At 62.0% G+C, this 14,329-nt stretch carries 14 protein-coding genes; 10 read left to right on the plus strand and 4 right to left on the minus strand.

The features are described 5' to 3' along the window. Positions 1-83: 83 nt before the first annotated feature. From ACRC4F_RS18615 to ACRC4F_RS18630, 4 genes are read right to left on the minus strand one after another with little or no spacing between them, the layout of a single operon-like run. Complete coding sequence (locus ACRC4F_RS18615; RefSeq protein ID WP_438660664.1) at positions 84-875, minus strand: ABC transporter permease; 792 nt, start codon at positions 873-875, stop codon at positions 84-86. Then, positions 872-1,603 carry an ABC transporter ATP-binding protein gene (locus tag ACRC4F_RS18620; RefSeq protein ID WP_438660665.1) on the minus strand — a complete coding sequence of 244 codons (732 nt, stop codon included), beginning with the start codon at positions 1,601-1,603 and terminating at the stop codon, positions 872-874. The genes ACRC4F_RS18615 and ACRC4F_RS18620 overlap by 4 nt, the downstream gene beginning before the upstream one ends. Next, positions 1,600-2,574 (minus strand): YVTN family beta-propeller repeat protein, encoded by a 975-nt coding sequence (locus ACRC4F_RS18625; RefSeq protein ID WP_438660666.1) that lies wholly within the window; start codon positions 2,572-2,574, stop codon positions 1,600-1,602. The genes ACRC4F_RS18620 and ACRC4F_RS18625 overlap by 4 nt, the downstream gene beginning before the upstream one ends. Positions 2,575-2,617: 43 nt before the next feature. Beyond that, complete coding sequence (locus ACRC4F_RS18630; RefSeq protein ID WP_438660667.1) at positions 2,618-3,802, minus strand: ABC transporter substrate-binding protein; 1,185 nt, start codon at positions 3,800-3,802, stop codon at positions 2,618-2,620. Between the two features lie 240 nt (positions 3,803-4,042). Between ACRC4F_RS18630 and pedF the strand changes: the two genes are divergently transcribed. From pedF to pqqE, 10 genes are all read left to right on the plus strand, one after another. Then, positions 4,043-4,504: a cytochrome c-550 PedF gene (gene pedF, locus ACRC4F_RS18635; RefSeq protein ID WP_438660668.1), complete on the plus strand. Its 462-nt coding sequence runs from the start codon at positions 4,043-4,045 to the stop codon at positions 4,502-4,504. Positions 4,505-4,507: 3 nt separating this feature from the next. Continuing rightward, positions 4,508-5,383: a substrate-binding periplasmic protein gene (locus tag ACRC4F_RS18640; protein WP_438660669.1), complete on the plus strand. Its 876-nt coding sequence runs from the start codon at positions 4,508-4,510 to the stop codon at positions 5,381-5,383. Next, positions 5,383-6,132, plus strand: coding sequence for a quinoprotein dehydrogenase-associated SoxYZ-like carrier (locus tag ACRC4F_RS18645; protein ID WP_438660670.1), 750 nt, complete (start codon positions 5,383-5,385; stop codon positions 6,130-6,132). The genes ACRC4F_RS18640 and ACRC4F_RS18645 overlap by 1 nt, the downstream gene beginning before the upstream one ends. A 16-nt stretch (positions 6,133-6,148) precedes the next feature. Then, positions 6,149-7,087 (plus strand): quinoprotein relay system zinc metallohydrolase 1, encoded by a 939-nt coding sequence (locus tag ACRC4F_RS18650; RefSeq protein WP_438660671.1) that lies wholly within the window; start codon positions 6,149-6,151, stop codon positions 7,085-7,087. Positions 7,088-7,341: 254 nt separating this feature from the next. Beyond that, entirely contained in the window at positions 7,342-9,120 is a 1,779-nt protein-coding gene (locus tag ACRC4F_RS18655; RefSeq protein ID WP_438660672.1) for a PQQ-dependent methanol/ethanol family dehydrogenase, read from the plus strand. Between the two features lie 265 nt (positions 9,121-9,385). Next, positions 9,386-10,906: an acetaldehyde dehydrogenase ExaC gene (gene exaC / locus ACRC4F_RS18660; protein WP_438660673.1), complete on the plus strand. Its 1,521-nt coding sequence runs from the start codon at positions 9,386-9,388 to the stop codon at positions 10,904-10,906. 259 nt (positions 10,907-11,165) lie between these two features. Beyond that, positions 11,166-11,237, plus strand: coding sequence for a pyrroloquinoline quinone precursor peptide PqqA (gene pqqA / locus ACRC4F_RS18665; protein WP_010455123.1), 72 nt, complete (start codon positions 11,166-11,168; stop codon positions 11,235-11,237). A gap of 53 nt (positions 11,238-11,290) precedes the next feature. After that, entirely contained in the window at positions 11,291-12,205 is a 915-nt protein-coding gene (gene pqqB / locus ACRC4F_RS18670; RefSeq protein WP_438660674.1) for a pyrroloquinoline quinone biosynthesis protein PqqB, read from the plus strand. Positions 12,206-12,350: 145 nt separating this feature from the next. Further along, positions 12,351-13,103: a pyrroloquinoline-quinone synthase PqqC gene (pqqC, locus tag ACRC4F_RS18675; protein ID WP_438660675.1), complete on the plus strand. Its 753-nt coding sequence runs from the start codon at positions 12,351-12,353 to the stop codon at positions 13,101-13,103. Then, positions 13,100-14,233, plus strand: a complete 1,134-nt coding sequence (pqqE, locus tag ACRC4F_RS18680) for a pyrroloquinoline quinone biosynthesis protein PqqE (protein ID WP_438660676.1) — start codon at positions 13,100-13,102, stop codon at positions 14,231-14,233. The genes pqqC and pqqE overlap by 4 nt, the downstream gene beginning before the upstream one ends. Positions 14,234-14,329: the final 96 nt, after the last annotated feature.

Below are 14,329 nucleotides of genomic sequence, written 5' to 3' on the forward strand. Positions count from 1 at the left end.
GAGCCTGCTCGCGATAGCGGAGTGACATTCAGACTGACACTCCGCTATCGCGAGCAGGCTCGCTCCCACAGGGATTTGTGGTGTCAGCTGGTTTTGCGCAGTGCTGCGTGTTGCGGGTTGAAGGTGAGTACGGCCAACAGCGCGAATACCAGTGTCAGCCCGATGCACACCGCCAGCGCCAACGGATTGAACCGTTCATACAAGGCAAACCGCACCAGCTCCACCGCGTGGGTAAACGGGTTCACCGCGCTCAGCCAATACAACCACTCGCTGGATTCGCGCATTTTCCACAGCGGGTACAACGCCGACGACAGGAAGAACAGCGGGAAGATCACGAAATTCATCACCCCGGCAAAGTTCTCCAGCTGCCGGATCGCATTGGACAGCAGCAGGCCCAGTGCGCTGAGCATCAACGCCACCAGCAGCAACGCTGGCAAGGCGATCAACAGACCCATGGCCGGCGGCTGCACGCCATACACCCAGGCAATCGCCAGAAAGGCATACACCTGCAACAGCGAAATCAGCGAAGTGGCCAACAGTTTGCTGCACAGCAGAAAGGTCCGGGACAGGGGGCTGGTCAGCAGCACGCGCATGCTGCCCATCTCCCGGTCGTAGACCATCGACAGCGAACCTTGCATGCCGTTGAACAGCAGGATCATGCAGGCCAGTCCCGGGATGATGTAGACCTCATAAGGAATGTAAGTGTCGTAAGGCTCGATGATCGCGATCCCCAACGCTGCACGAAACCCGGCGGCGAACACCAGCAGCCACAACAGCGGGCGCACCAGCGCACTGAGAAACCGCGTGCGTTGCAGCACAAAACGCAGCCATTCGCGCAGCACGATGCCGCTGAAGCATTGCCAATAACCATTCATTGGGCGGCTCCTGATGTGGTCAGGCGGTTGAAGGCAGAACCCAAATCACCACCATGTTCCTGGCTCAAGGCATCAGCCTGTCCGCTGGCGACCAGGCGACCCTGATGAAGAATCAGCAAGTCGTCGCTCGGCTGCACTTCATCCAGCAAATGGGTGGTCCAGAGCACGCTGATGTTCTGCTCGCGGCACAGGCCACGAATGTGTTGATTGAGCGCCAGACGACTGGCTGGATCGAGGCCGACACTGGCTTCGTCGAGCAACAACAGGCGTGGCTCATGCAGCAAGGCGCGGGCGATTTCCACCCGGCGACGGTGCCCGCCATTGAGTTCGCGGACCCGCTCGCGGCGGCGTTCGGTCAGCGCTTGACGCGCCAGTTCGGCGTCGACTCGCAGGCCGGTCTGGCGCCGGGACATGCCATGCAGCGCGGCGTGATAACGCAGGTTCTGTTCGACGCTGAGGTCCAGGTCGAGTGTGCTTTGCTGAAACACCACGCCCAGTTGCTTGAGCGCCGGACGTGCCGCATTGCGCAACGAACAGCCACCCACCCGGATGTCACCGCGTTGCAAATCGTACAGGCGAGTGAGCAAGGCAATCAGCGTCGATTTCCCCGCGCCATTCGGCCCCAACAGCGCCGCGAAACGCCCCGGCGCCAGGCTGAAACTCACTTGGCGCAACGCCTCCCGCGCCCCATAGGCGAAGCTCAGCTCGCTGACTTCCAGTGCGTTCATGGCGTCACCACCACGCCCCACGGATAGCGCCCGACCTTCACCGATTTGGTGACTTTGAGGCTGTCGACATCGATCACCGACACATCGCCGCTGACACCGTTGGTGGCCAGCAACTGCTTCTGATCCGGGGTAAACGACATCTGCCACACGCGGCGGCCGACCAGCAGGTAATCGAGAATTTCAAAGGTCTTGGCATCAATCACCGCCACATGATTGGCCGGACCGAGCGCGACAAAACCATACTTGCCGTCGGCACTGAGTTTGATGCCCACCGGCTGGACCTTGTCCGGGTGCACGCCCTTGATCTGGAAGGTCAGGGTCTTGAGGACCTGGCGGGTGGCGACGTCGAGAATGGTCACCGTGCCGCCGATCTCCGCCGAGGCCCAGAGCTTGGAGCCGTCAGGGGCGAACTCGACGAAACGCGGCCGCTGATCCACCAGGGTGCTGTCGGCCAGGGTCTGGGTGCTGGTGTCGATCCAGTGCAGCATGTTGGTGGTTTCGCTGGTGTTCACCGCCCATTTGCCATCGGGGCTGACGGCCATGCCTTCGGGTTCCACGCCGACGCTGATCTGGCTCAGCACCTTGGAGGTTTCGGTGTCGATCACGGTCACCAGCGCATCGTCTTCGTTGGAGACGTAAAGCCAGCGGTTGTTGGGGTGCAGGGCGAACTGCTCGGGGTCTTTGCCCGAGGGCAGTTCCTTGATGATCTTGCGCGTGGCGACGTCCATCACCTGGACCCGGTCCGAGTCGCTGGCGCAGATGTACAGCAGCTTGTTGTCGTGGGACAGCAGCAAACCGCGCGGGCGCTGGCCGACGGGCAGGGTGTCGGTGACTTGCAGGGTCTGCAGGTCGATCAGGCTGAGGCTGTTGTCCTTTTCGTTGGAGACCCAGGCGGTGCTGGCCGCGGCGTGCCCGGCGGCGAGCAGCAGGGCCCCGAAAAGTAGGGAGCGGCAGAGCAGGGTGCGGCGCATGGCGGATTCCTTTTTGTTTTTGTCGTTGTTGTGAAGAGCCGGATCAGGGAAAGCGGCAGCTGACCTCGGGCTTGTCGTAGCCGAGGCTGTCCATCTCGTTGAAGGGGTGCAGGAACCCGTCCTGCGGCGATGTGCTGACCAGCGCCCGGGGCTGGACGATGGGAATCGGCTGACGCAACTGGCCGTTCCAGGGGCGATAACTGAGCTTGCGACCCTTGAAGCCATCCAGCGGCAATTGATCGCTGATTTCCAGCGTACGAATCGCCATCGGATCGACCTGACGCAGTTTGCTCACCGCGCTGGCGATGCTGCGCACGGCGATCCATGCGGCGAAATCGCGGTCATTCATCCAGCGCCCGGCCAGGGCTTCGAAGCGCTTCTGCAATTGCGCGGCGCCGTAGGTCTCCACGGTTTTGTGCCAGCCCACCGGGGTAAGGCCCTGAGTGCCGGCAACCGGCCGTGGGTACCAGGTCTGGTAGGGCATGTATTCGCCGAAGTCGCCGCGTTCGTCCGCGACCAGCACCACGTCGTATTCGGCGGTCTGGGTGAACAGCGGCATATCGGCCTGGGCGCTGCGACGCTGATCGTTATCGAAGCTCCAGGCTTTTTCCGCCACCAGTTTCAGGCCGAAGCGTTTGGCGGCGCGGCGCAGGGCGGCGGCGTAGGCCTGATCGTCCGGGGTCGGGCCGACGATCAGTAGCGCCCGTTGCCATTTGCGCACCACCAGAAATTGCGCCAGCGCATCGGCAAGCATCGCCCGGCTCGGCAGGCTGTGCAGCACGTTCGGCAGGCAGTCGGTGGTGCGCAGGCTGTCGTCGGGGCTGCCGGCGTTGAACAGCAAACTGTCGGGCAGCACGGCGCTGAGTTGGCGCAAACTTTCCACGGGTGCATTCACTACAAACAGGCGCAGACCCTGTGCATGCTGGGCCTTGGCCGCTTGGATCAGGGCCTCCGCACTGTCGGCGTTGACGCTGACCAGGCTGTAACGCTGGTTGAGAAAACGCCCGGTGCTGTTGCTGTCGGTGATCGCAAGTTCGGCACCGCGAAGACCGGCATCGACCGGTTCGGGAATCACGTTAGACAGCAACGGACCGGGGTCGGGCCGATAGCTCAGGTAGCCGATCTGCACCTGCAACGGCGCATCCGCGGCCTGGCTCTGGGTCGCCAGTCCGGCGGCGCAGGCAATCGCCAGCAGGTAGATCAGGGCGTAAGGGGCAAGCTGACGCATATCGGCACTCCATTACAGGTAGCGCCAGCATAGGAAGCCTGAACGGGCGGGGAAATATGCAGAAAGTACTGATGGGCCAGTACCAAGGTCGTAACGCATCCGGGTGTGCGCCCCAAGCGCTACTACCAAGGGACTAGATGGCGGCCACCAAAGCAGCATGGGGATTGTGCGAAGCCCGTACCAAGATGGGTGCCATAGCCTCTTCACAGAGGTTTTGCGTGCAATCTTGAGGGCATAACAATGACAACAAAACGCAACGCCTTGCTCGTTGCCGGACTGCTGGCCGGTTTTATCAGCGCAGGTTCGGTCTGGGCCCACGGCGACGTGGTCCCCCATGCTGTCGCCACCACGGGCCTGACCCCGATCAAGGACTCCGGCGTGCAGGTGGATGGTGATGGGTGGGCGGCGGTGAACCCGTATCGCACCTCTGCGGAACGCGATAAGGCCGTGGAAATCGGCTCGTCGGCGTACAACCAGAACTGCGCGGCCTGTCATGGCCTGGAGGCCAAATCCGGCGGCATTGCCCCCGATTTGCGCATGCTCGATGTCGCCGAGGCGGGTGATGAATGGTTCGTCGAGCGCGTGCGTCACGGTGCTGTGCGCGACGGTCGGGTGTACATGCCGAAGATGGCCGATTACCTGAGTCAGGAAGCCCTGTGGGCCGTGCGCACTTACCTGGACAGTGTCCACGTCGAGGAGTAACCCATGCGCCTGCTCGCTGTGTTGATCAGCGCTGTGTTGCTGTGCTGCCCGGCAGTGCAGGCGCAGGTCCGTACCTATGACGAAATGATCGCCGCCGGGGTGCTGAAAGTGGCGGTCTACAAGGACTTCGCCCCCTACAGTTTTGAAGACGCCGGCAAGGCCCGGGGGGTTGATGTCGAACTCGCCGAAGCCTTGGCCAAAGCGCTGGGTGTACGCCTGACGCTGATCTGGGCGCCTGCCGGCGAAAAGCTTGATGACGACCTGCGCGATTACATCTGGCGGGCCAGTCAGCTGCACGATCTGCAACTGGCCGACCTGATGATGCGCGTGCCGTACGACCGCGATTACGCGCAGAAACGCAATGAACTGGGTGAGCTGGAAAACGGCCACGTGGTGATGTTCGGGCCGTACCAGAACGAACAATGGCAGGTCGCCTATGACCGTCGCCGTCTGGAATCGGTGGGCAGCGTTGCCGTGTTCGAGCATCACCCGATCGGCGTCGAAGTCGACAGCGTGCCGTCGTTCTACCTGACCTCGGTGTTCAACGGCATGCTTGCCGGTAAAACCCATCACTATCCCGGCGTGCCCCAGGCGTTTGCGGCGATGAAGGCCGGCGAAGTCGACGCGGTCATGGCCATGCGCGGCGAGATCGACTGGCAGGTTCACGAAGCCAACGATCCGCAAGTGGCCCTGGCGGAAAACGCCTACCCGAACATGGGCAAGCAGCTGTGGGAGATCGGCATGGCGGTGCACGAAAGCAACCGTCAACTGGCCTATGCCGTGGAAGAGGCGCTGGAAGCCTTGGTCCGCGAAGGTGCGGTCAAAACTATTTATGGCCATTACGGCCTGCGCTATGACGTGCCCGAGATGTATCAATAGTGAACTGGCGATTGAGTTGCCTGTTGGCCTGCTGGTTACCCATCGCCGCGCATGCCACCGACATCGACCCGGTGCCCTCGGTGATGTGGGCCTTCTATCACAAGCAGATGCTGGGCGATGCGCCGTTCGTGTTCGATGACCGAGTCAAGCTGCTGGCGCCGCCGTTCGCCGAAGACGCCCGGCAAGTGCCTCTGGAAATCGACGCACGTGCGTTCAAGGGCGAGGTGGTGAAAATCCTCGCCTGGGCTGAACTCAACCCTTTGCCGAAAATTGTCGATTTCCAGCCACTGGACCGCGTGCTGCCCTGGCTGTCGATTCGCATCCGTATCGAGCAGGCCACGCCATTGCGTGCGGCGGTACTGACCCGCGACGGCCTCTGGCATGTCGGCTCGACCCTGATCGACGCGGCCGGCGGTGGTTGCACCGCGTCGAGTGTGGTGCGCACCCAGCCGGGCTGGGAAGAGCACATCGGCGAAGTGCTGGGCGGTCGTTATCCCCGTGGCGAGTTCAGCCGTGTGCGCATGCAAGTGGCGCACCCGATGGACAACGGCATGGTCAGCGGCATCCCGGAATTCTTCATCAATCACGCCGAGCTGCGGGGCCAAAACAATCAACTTCTGGCCCGGCTGGAGCTGTTTCCCGCCGTCAGCGAAAACCCCAGCCTGGCCTTCGACATCGAAGGGGCAGGGCAGACGCGTCTGTTGCTGCGCGACAACAGCGGCAATCAATTTGATGCGGCCATACCCTGACCCCAAGGAGCGCGTGATGCGCTGGATGCTGCTGTTATTTATGAGTCTGAGCCTGCCGGCCCTGGCCGACCTTGACTACGCACTCAAACCCCGGCAAATCGCCGAAGACACCTGGCTGCTGGAAGGCAGCACCGACAATTTCGCCAAGGCCAACGGCGGCAACATCGTCAATACCGCATTTATCGTCACCGAACGTGGCGTGGTGGTGATCGACACCGGGCCGTCGAAACGCTACGGCGAAGCGATGCGCAAAGCCATTGCCGCGATCACTGACAAACCGGTGATCCAGGTGCTGCTGACCCATCACCACCCGGACCATGTGCTGGGCAATCAGGCCTTCAGTGACGTGCCGATCGGCGCGCTGGCCGGCACCACCGAGCTGTTGCATCAGCAGGGTGACGCCATGGCCGAGAACATGTATCGGATGGTGGGGGACTGGATGCGTGGCACCGAAGTGCTGCTGCCAGCCCAGACGCTGACGCCCGGCGTACACAGTTTTGGGAATCACGATCTGCGCCTGCTGAGTCTGGGTGGGCACACTGGCGCGGATCTGGCTGTTCTCGACCAGCAAACCGGCGTGCTGTTTGCCGGGGACCTGGTGTTTTACCAGCGGGCGCTGACCACGCCCAACAGTCCGGGGCTGTCGGTGTGGCTCGCGGACATTGCGACCTTGCAGGGTTTGCCGTGGACACTGGTCGTTCCCGGCCATGGCCCGGTGGCCACGGATCAACAGCCGTTCGAACAGATGCGCGACTACCTCACCTGGCTCGATCAGCTGATGCGTGATGGTGCAGCCAACGGCAGCGACATGGCCGAGATGATCCGCAGCCCTATTCCCGAGCGGTTTGCCGGGATCAGACTGAGTCGTTACGAGCTGATCCGCAGCGTCAGCCATCTGTACCCGCGTTACGAGCGCGGCCAAATGTCCCGTGTCGATTCCGCCGCGAGCAAATGATCAACACAAAACCCTGTGGGAGCGAGCCTGCTCGCGATGAGGCCCTCACATTCAGCATTGATGTCGGCTGATACACCGCCATCGCGAGCAGGCTCGCTCCCACAGGGGACTTGTGTTGATCTCCTCCGACCCGGTACTAAGGAACTAGCATTCTCAACACTGCGGGCAATTGTTCCAAGGGCGGCGGCGCCGAAGAATCTGCACCAGACCGGGAAAATTTCCCGGGTATAACAAAAACCGCAGAGGTAGCCGTCATGACCCACCCCGCACGTCGCCAACCCTTCGTCCTAAGCGTGCTGCTCAGTGCCATGCTGCTGTCCGGCACCGCGCTGGCCGGCGTCTCCGATCAAGACATTCTCCAGGACCCCAAGAACCCGGAGCAGATCGTCACCAACGGTCTGGGCGTCCAGGGTCAGCGCTACAGTCCGCTGGACACGCTCAACGTCAACAACGTGAAGGATTTGCGGCCGGTCTGGGCATTCTCCTTCGGCGGTGAAAAACAACGCGGTCAGCAAGCACAGCCGATGATCAAGGACGGCGTGATGTACATGACCGGTTCCTACTCGCGGGTGTTTGCGGTGGATGCGCGCACCGGCAAGAAACTCTGGCAATACGATGCACGCCTGCCCGATGACATCCGTCCCTGCTGCGACGTGATCAACCGTGGCGTCGCGCTGTACGGCGACCTGGTGATTTTCGGCACCCTCGACGCCAAGCTCGTGGCCCTGAACAAGGACACCGGCAAAGTCGTCTGGAGCAAGAAAGTCGCCGACCACAAGGAAGGCTATTCGATCAGCGCCGCGCCCTTGGTGATCAACGGCAAACTGATCACCGGTGTGGCCGGTGGCGAGTTCGGGGTGGTGGGCAAGATCGAAGCCTACGACCCGAAAAACGGCGACTTGCTGTGGACTCGACCTACCGTCGAAGGCCACATGGGGTACACCTACAAGGACGGCAAAGCGGTCGAAAATGGCATCTCCGGCGGTGAAGCGGGCAAGACCTGGCCCGGCGATCTGTGGAAGACCGGCGGCGCAGCCCCTTGGCTCGGCGGGTATTACGACCCGGAAACCAATCTGCTGCTGTTCGGCACCGGCAACCCGGCACCGTGGAACTCGCACCTGCGTCCTGGCGACAACCTCTACTCCTCGTCGCGTCTGGCGCTCAACCCGGACGACGGCACCATCAAATGGCACTTCCAGAGCACACCTCACGACGGCTGGGACTATGACGGCGTAAACGAGCTGGTCTCGTTCAACTACACCGAAGGCGGCAAAGAGATCAAAGCCGCCGCGACCGCTGACCGCAACGGTTTCTTCTACGTGCTGGACCGCACCAACGGCAAATTCATTCGCGGCTTCCCGTTCGTGGACAAGATCACTTGGGCCACGGGTCTGGATAAAGAAGGCCGGCCGATCTACAACGAAGCCAGCCGACCTGGCGCGCCAGGCTCCGAAGCGAAGGGCAGTTCGGTGTTCGTCGCCCCGGCGTTCCTCGGTGCGAAAAACTGGATGCCGATGGCCTACAACAAAGACACCGGGCTGTTCTACGTGCCGTCCAACGAATGGGGCATGGACATCTGGAACGAAGGCATCGCCTACAAGAAAGGCGCGGCGTTCCTCGGTGCCGGTTTCACCATCAAACCTTTGAATGACGACTACATCGGCGTGCTGCGCGCCATCGACCCGAAAACCGGCAAGGAAGTCTGGCGCCACAAGAACTTCGCGCCGCTGTGGGGCGGGGTGCTGACCACCAAGGGCAACCTGGTGTTCACCGGCACGCCGGAAGGTTTTCTCCAGGCCTTCAACGCCAAGACCGGCGAGAAAGTCTGGGAATTCCAGACCGGCTCCGGCGTCCTCGGCTCGCCTGTGACCTGGGAAATGGACGGTGAGCAGTACGTCTCGGTGCTTTCCGGCTGGGGTGGTGCTGTTCCGCTGTGGGGCGGTGAAGTGGCCAAGCGCATCAAGGACTTTAACCAGGGCGGGATGCTCTGGACCTTCAAGCTGCCGAAAGACCTGGTGGTGGCGAAGCACTGACCCTGAGCTCACCGCTTAACCCTGTGGGAGCGAGCCTGCTCGCGATGAGGACAGCACATTCAACATCCATGTCGACTGTCACACCGCTATCGCGAGCAGGCTCGCTCCCACAGGGGGAGATTTGCCACAGGTAGATGTGCGCAAACCTACTACCAAATAACGAGAGTCCCCCTGCCAACGGCGCATTCGTCTGGCGCGCGGGGCTCTCTACTATCGGTTCATCGCCTGTTTGCCCGACAGGCATCGACCCAGACAGAGGCCCACCATGATCTACGCACAACCCGGAACACCCGGCGCCGTCGTTTCCTTCAAACCGCGCTACGGCAATTTCATCGGCGGCGAGTTCGTTGCGCCGGTCAATGGTGAGTACTTCACCAACACCTCACCGGTCACCGGTGAAGTGATCGCCGAATTCCCGCGCTCCAGCACCGCCGACATCGAAAAAGCCCTCGACGCCGCCCATGCCGCAGCGGATGCCTGGGGCAAGACCTCGGCGCAAGACCGCTCGCTGGTGCTGCTGAAAATCGCCGACCGCATCGAACAGAATCTGGAAATCCTCGCCGTCGCCGAAACCTGGGACAACGGCAAGGCCGTGCGCGAAACCCTCAATGCCGACGTGCCGTTGGCCGCCGACCATTTCCGCTATTTCGCCGGCTGTATCCGCGCTCAAGAGGGCGGCGCCGCCGAGATCAACGAGCTAACCACCGCCTATCACTTCCACGAGCCATTGGGCGTGGTTGGGCAGATCATCCCGTGGAACTTCCCGTTGCTGATGGCCGCGTGGAAACTCGCCCCGGCCCTGGCTGCCGGCAACTGTGTGGTGCTTAAACCCGCCGAGCAGACGCCGCTGTCGATCATGGTCTTCGCCGAGCTGATCGCCGATTTGCTGCCCCCCGGCGTGCTGAACATCGTCCAGGGTTTCGGTCGCGAAGCGGGTGAGGCGCTGGCCACCAGCAAGCGCATCGCCAAGATCGCCTTCACTGGTTCTACCCCGATTGGCGCGCACATCATGAAATGCGCGGCCGAGAACATCATTCCGAGCACCGTCGAGCTGGGCGGCAAGTCGCCGAACATCTTCTTCGAAGACATCATGAACGCCGAACCACAGTTCATCGAAAAAGCCGCCGAAGGCCTGGTGCTGGCGTTCTTCAACCAGGGCGAAGTCTGCACCTGTCCGTCCCGAGCGCTGGTGCAGGAATCGATCTACGACGACTTCATGAAAGTGGTGATGCAGAAGATCGTCAAGATCAAGCGCGGCAACCCGCTGGACACTGACACCATGGTCGGCGCCCAGGCGTCCGAGCAGCAATACGACAAGATTCTCTCGTACCTGAAAATCGCTCAGGACGAGGGCGCCGAACTGCTCACCGGCGGTGCGGCCGAGCGTCTTGAGGGCGACTTGTCGACGGGTTATTACATCCAGCCGACCCTGCTCAAGGGCCACAACAAAATGCGCGTGTTCCAGGAAGAAATCTTCGGCCCGGTGGTGGGGATCACCACCTTCAAGGACGAAGCTGAAGCCCTGGCGATTGCCAACGACAGCGAGTTCGGCCTCGGCGCCGGGCTGTGGACCCGCGACATCAACCGCGCCTACCGCATGGGCCGGGCGATAAAGGCCGGGCGCGTCTGGACCAACTGCTACCACCTGTACCCGGCCCATGCCGCGTTCGGTGGCTACAAGAAATCCGGTGTCGGCCGTGAGAACCACAAGATGATGCTCGACCATTATCAGCAGACCAAAAACCTGCTGGTGAGCTACGACATCAACCCGATGGGGTTCTTCTAACCCTCTCAAAAACACCACCGAAACCTGTGGGAGCGAGCCTGCTCGCGATGAGGCCAGAACATTCAACACCTCTGTTGACTGTCACTCCGTCATCGCGAGCAGGCTCGGTCCCACAGTGGTTTTGTGTGTACCAAAAAACTGTGCAACACCCCCTACCAACGCACGCCGCCATCTCGTTCCAAAGTAGCATTCGACCACTCGGCACCCCGTGCATTAATGGCTTTACCGGAATTTCCCGGCACAAGAAGAGGATTGACCCATGTGGAATAAACCCGCGTTTACCGATCTGCGCATTGGTTTTGAAGTGACGATGTATTTCGCCAACCGTTGATTGTTCACCCGGCCAGCCGCAGCGCTGGCCGGGCCTGCCTTCTGGAGGCTCCCATGCACATCCGCGTTCTCGGTTCCGCCGCTGGTGGCGGTTTTCCTCAATGGAACTGCAACTGCCGCCAATGCGCCGGAATGCGCAATGGCAGCCTGCGGGCGCAACGGCGCACGCAGTCGTCGATTGCCCTGAGCGACAACGGTGTGGAGTGGGTGCTGTGCAATGCGTCACCGGACATCCGCGCGCAGCTTGAAGGTTTCCCGGCGCTGCAGCCGGCCCGTCGCTTGCGCGATACGGCGATCGCCGCGGTGGTGCTGCTGGACAGCCAGATCGACCATTGCACCGGCCTGCTGAGCCTGCGCGAAGGCTGCCCGCACTCGGTCTGGTGCACTGAACGCGTCCATCAGGATCTGAGCAGTGGCTTTCCATTGTTCACCATGCTTGAACACTGGAACGGCGGTTTGCAGTGGCAACCGGTGGGGCTGGACCGTGAACCGTTCAGCATCGCGGCCTGCGAGCACCTGCAGTTTCGCGCGATTCCCCTGGTGAGCAATGCACCTCCGTACTCGCCCAATCGCGGCAATCCGCAGCCGGGCGACACCATCGGTTTGTTTATCGAAGACCTGCGCAGTGGCGCCAGCGTGTTCTATGCCTCGGGCCTTGGGCAAATTGACGACGAAGTCTTGAGCTGGATGCAGCGCGCCGATTGCCTGCTGCTGGACGGCACCTTGTGGCGCGACGACGAGATGCGCGTGTGCGAAGTCGGCCAGAGCCTGGGCAGCGAAATGGGGCATCTGCCGCAGAGCGGTCCTGGCGGGATGCTTGAGGTGCTGGAGGGGTTCAGCCGCCAGCGCAAGGTGCTGATCCACATCAACAACACCAACCCGATCCTCGATGAAGATTCGGCTGAGCGGGCGTTGCTGGAGCGGCGGGGGATTGAGGTGGCTTTTGATGGCATGAGTCTTGAGCTGTAGCTCATGGCCCCATCGCGAGCAGGCTCGCTCCCACAGGGAATCTCCACTGGATACAAAGTGTGCGAACAACAGAGAACCAATGTGGGAGCGAGCCTGCTCGCGATGAGGCCAGACCAGACACCGCAGAGCCTCCAGGAGAACCGCAATGACTGACAAGCCCATGTCCCCCGCCGAATTCGAGCAAGCCCTGCGCGCCAAAGGCGCCTGTTACCACATCCACCACCCCTTCCACCAAGCCATGTACGCCGGCCGCGCCACCCGCCAGCAGATTCAGGGCTGGGTCGCCAATCGCTTCTATTACCAGGTGAACATCCCGCTCAAGGATGCCGCGATCCTCGCCAACTGCCCGGACCGCGACGTACGCCGTGAATGGCTGCAACGCATCCTCGACCACGACGGCGTCCCCGGCAGTGAAGGCGGCATCGAAGCCTGGCTGCGCCTGGGCGAGGCGGTGGGACTGGACCGTGAGCAAATCCTCTCCCAGGAACTGGTCCTGCCCGGCGTACGGTTCGCCGTGGACGCCTACGTCAACTTCGCCCGTCGCGCCTGTTGGCAGGAAGCGGCCAGCAGTTCGCTCACTGAGCTGTTCGCGCCGCAGATCCACCAGTCCCGTCTCGATGCCTGGCCCACCCATTACCCGTGGATCGACCCGGCCGGTTACGACTATTTCCGCACGCGCCTGGGCCAGGCGCGGCGCGATGTCGAGCATGGTTTGCGCATTACCCTGGCGCACTACGTCACGGTCGAAGGCCAGCAACGCATGCTGGAGATTCTGCAGTTCAAGCTCGACGTGCTGTGGAGCATGCTCGACGCGATGAGCATGGCCTACGAACTGGGGCGCCCGCCGTATCACACCGTGACCACTGAGAATGTCTGGCACCGGGGGATCGCCCTGTGAACCTGATCGAACAGCCACCGGGTCCGCCATTGTGGTTACTGGCAGAGCTGACGTATCGCTGCCCGTTGCAATGCCCGTATTGCTCCAACCCGCTGGATTTCGCCCAGCAAGGCGAGGAGCTGAGCACCGAAGAGTGGATTCGAGTGTTTCGCGAAGCGCGGGAGATGGGCGCGGCGCAACTGGGTTTTTCCGGTGGTGAACCGTTGGTTCGCCAGGACCTCGCCGAGCTGATCAAAGCCGCGCGGGACATGGGTTACTACACCAACCTCATCACCTCGGGCATCGGCCTGACCGAGCAAAAAGTCCACGACTTCAAGGTCGCCGGGCTGGACCACATCCAGATCAGCTTTCAGGCCGCCGACGAGCAGGTCAACAACATGCTCGCCGGCTCGCGCAAAGCCTTCGCGCAGAAACTGGCGATGGCCCGGGCAGTGAAAGCCCAGGGTTACCCGATGGTGCTGAACTTCGTCACCCACCGGCACAACATCGACCAGATCGCGCAGATCATCGACCTGTGTCTGGAGCTGGAGGCGGACTTCGTCGAACTCGCCACGTGTCAGTTCTACGGCTGGGCTGAGCTCAACCGCGTCGGCCTGCTGCCGACCCGTGCACAATTGCAGCGCGCCGAGCGCATCACCAACGAATACCGCGAGCGTCTCGAGGCCCAGGGCCATCCCTGCAAACTGATCTTCGTCACCCCGGACTACTACGAAGAACGCCCCAAGACCTGCATGAACGGCTGGGCCAACCTGTTTCTCGACATCACCCCGGACGGTACGGCGTTGCCTTGTCACAGCGCCCGGCAGTTGCCGGTGGAGTTTCCCAACGTGCGCGAGCACAGCATCTCGCACATCTGGACCGAATCATTCGGCTTCAATCGCTTTCGTGGCGATGACTGGATGAAAGAGCCGTGCCGCTCCTGCGATGAAAAGCACAAGGACCTGGGCGGCTGCCGCTGCCAGGCGTTCATGCTGACCGGCGATGCCGAGAATGCCGATCCGGTGTGCAGCAAGTCAGCGCACCACGGGGTGATCCTCAAGGCCCGCGACGAAGCGGATGCGCCGGGGCAGGGCATGGAACACCTGACGTTGCGTAACGAGAAGGCCTCGGGGCTGATCTATCGCGGATAGCCCTTCATGCACACAACCCCCTGTAGGAGCCGGCTTGCTGGCGATGAGGTCCGCGAGCCATACGTCGCCAGTGCGGCCGCCATCGCCAGCAAGCCG

Origin of the sequence: Pseudomonas sp., assembly GCF_051660785.1 — a bacterium.
Taxonomy (GTDB): Bacteria; Pseudomonadota; Gammaproteobacteria; order Pseudomonadales; family Pseudomonadaceae; genus Aquipseudomonas.

Coding starts and splice junctions, on each gene's coding strand:
- ACRC4F_RS18615 (WP_438660664.1), bottom strand. CDS start 875: ATGAATGGTTATTGGCAATGCTTCAGCGGCATCGTGCTGCGCGAATGG.
- ACRC4F_RS18620 (WP_438660665.1), bottom strand. CDS start 1,603: ATGAACGCACTGGAAGTCAGCGAGCTGAGCTTCGCCTATGGGGCGCGG.
- ACRC4F_RS18625 (WP_438660666.1), bottom strand. CDS start 2,574: ATGCGCCGCACCCTGCTCTGCCGCTCCCTACTTTTCGGGGCCCTGCTG.
- ACRC4F_RS18630 (WP_438660667.1), bottom strand. CDS start 3,802: ATGCGTCAGCTTGCCCCTTACGCCCTGATCTACCTGCTGGCGATTGCC.
- pedF (WP_438660668.1), top strand. CDS start 4,043: ATGACAACAAAACGCAACGCCTTGCTCGTTGCCGGACTGCTGGCCGGT.
- ACRC4F_RS18640 (WP_438660669.1), top strand. CDS start 4,508: ATGCGCCTGCTCGCTGTGTTGATCAGCGCTGTGTTGCTGTGCTGCCCG.
- ACRC4F_RS18650 (WP_438660671.1), top strand. CDS start 6,149: ATGCGCTGGATGCTGCTGTTATTTATGAGTCTGAGCCTGCCGGCCCTG.
- ACRC4F_RS18655 (WP_438660672.1), top strand. CDS start 7,342: ATGACCCACCCCGCACGTCGCCAACCCTTCGTCCTAAGCGTGCTGCTC.
- exaC (WP_438660673.1), top strand. CDS start 9,386: ATGATCTACGCACAACCCGGAACACCCGGCGCCGTCGTTTCCTTCAAA.
- pqqB (WP_438660674.1), top strand. CDS start 11,291: ATGCACATCCGCGTTCTCGGTTCCGCCGCTGGTGGCGGTTTTCCTCAA.
- pqqC (WP_438660675.1), top strand. CDS start 12,351: ATGACTGACAAGCCCATGTCCCCCGCCGAATTCGAGCAAGCCCTGCGC.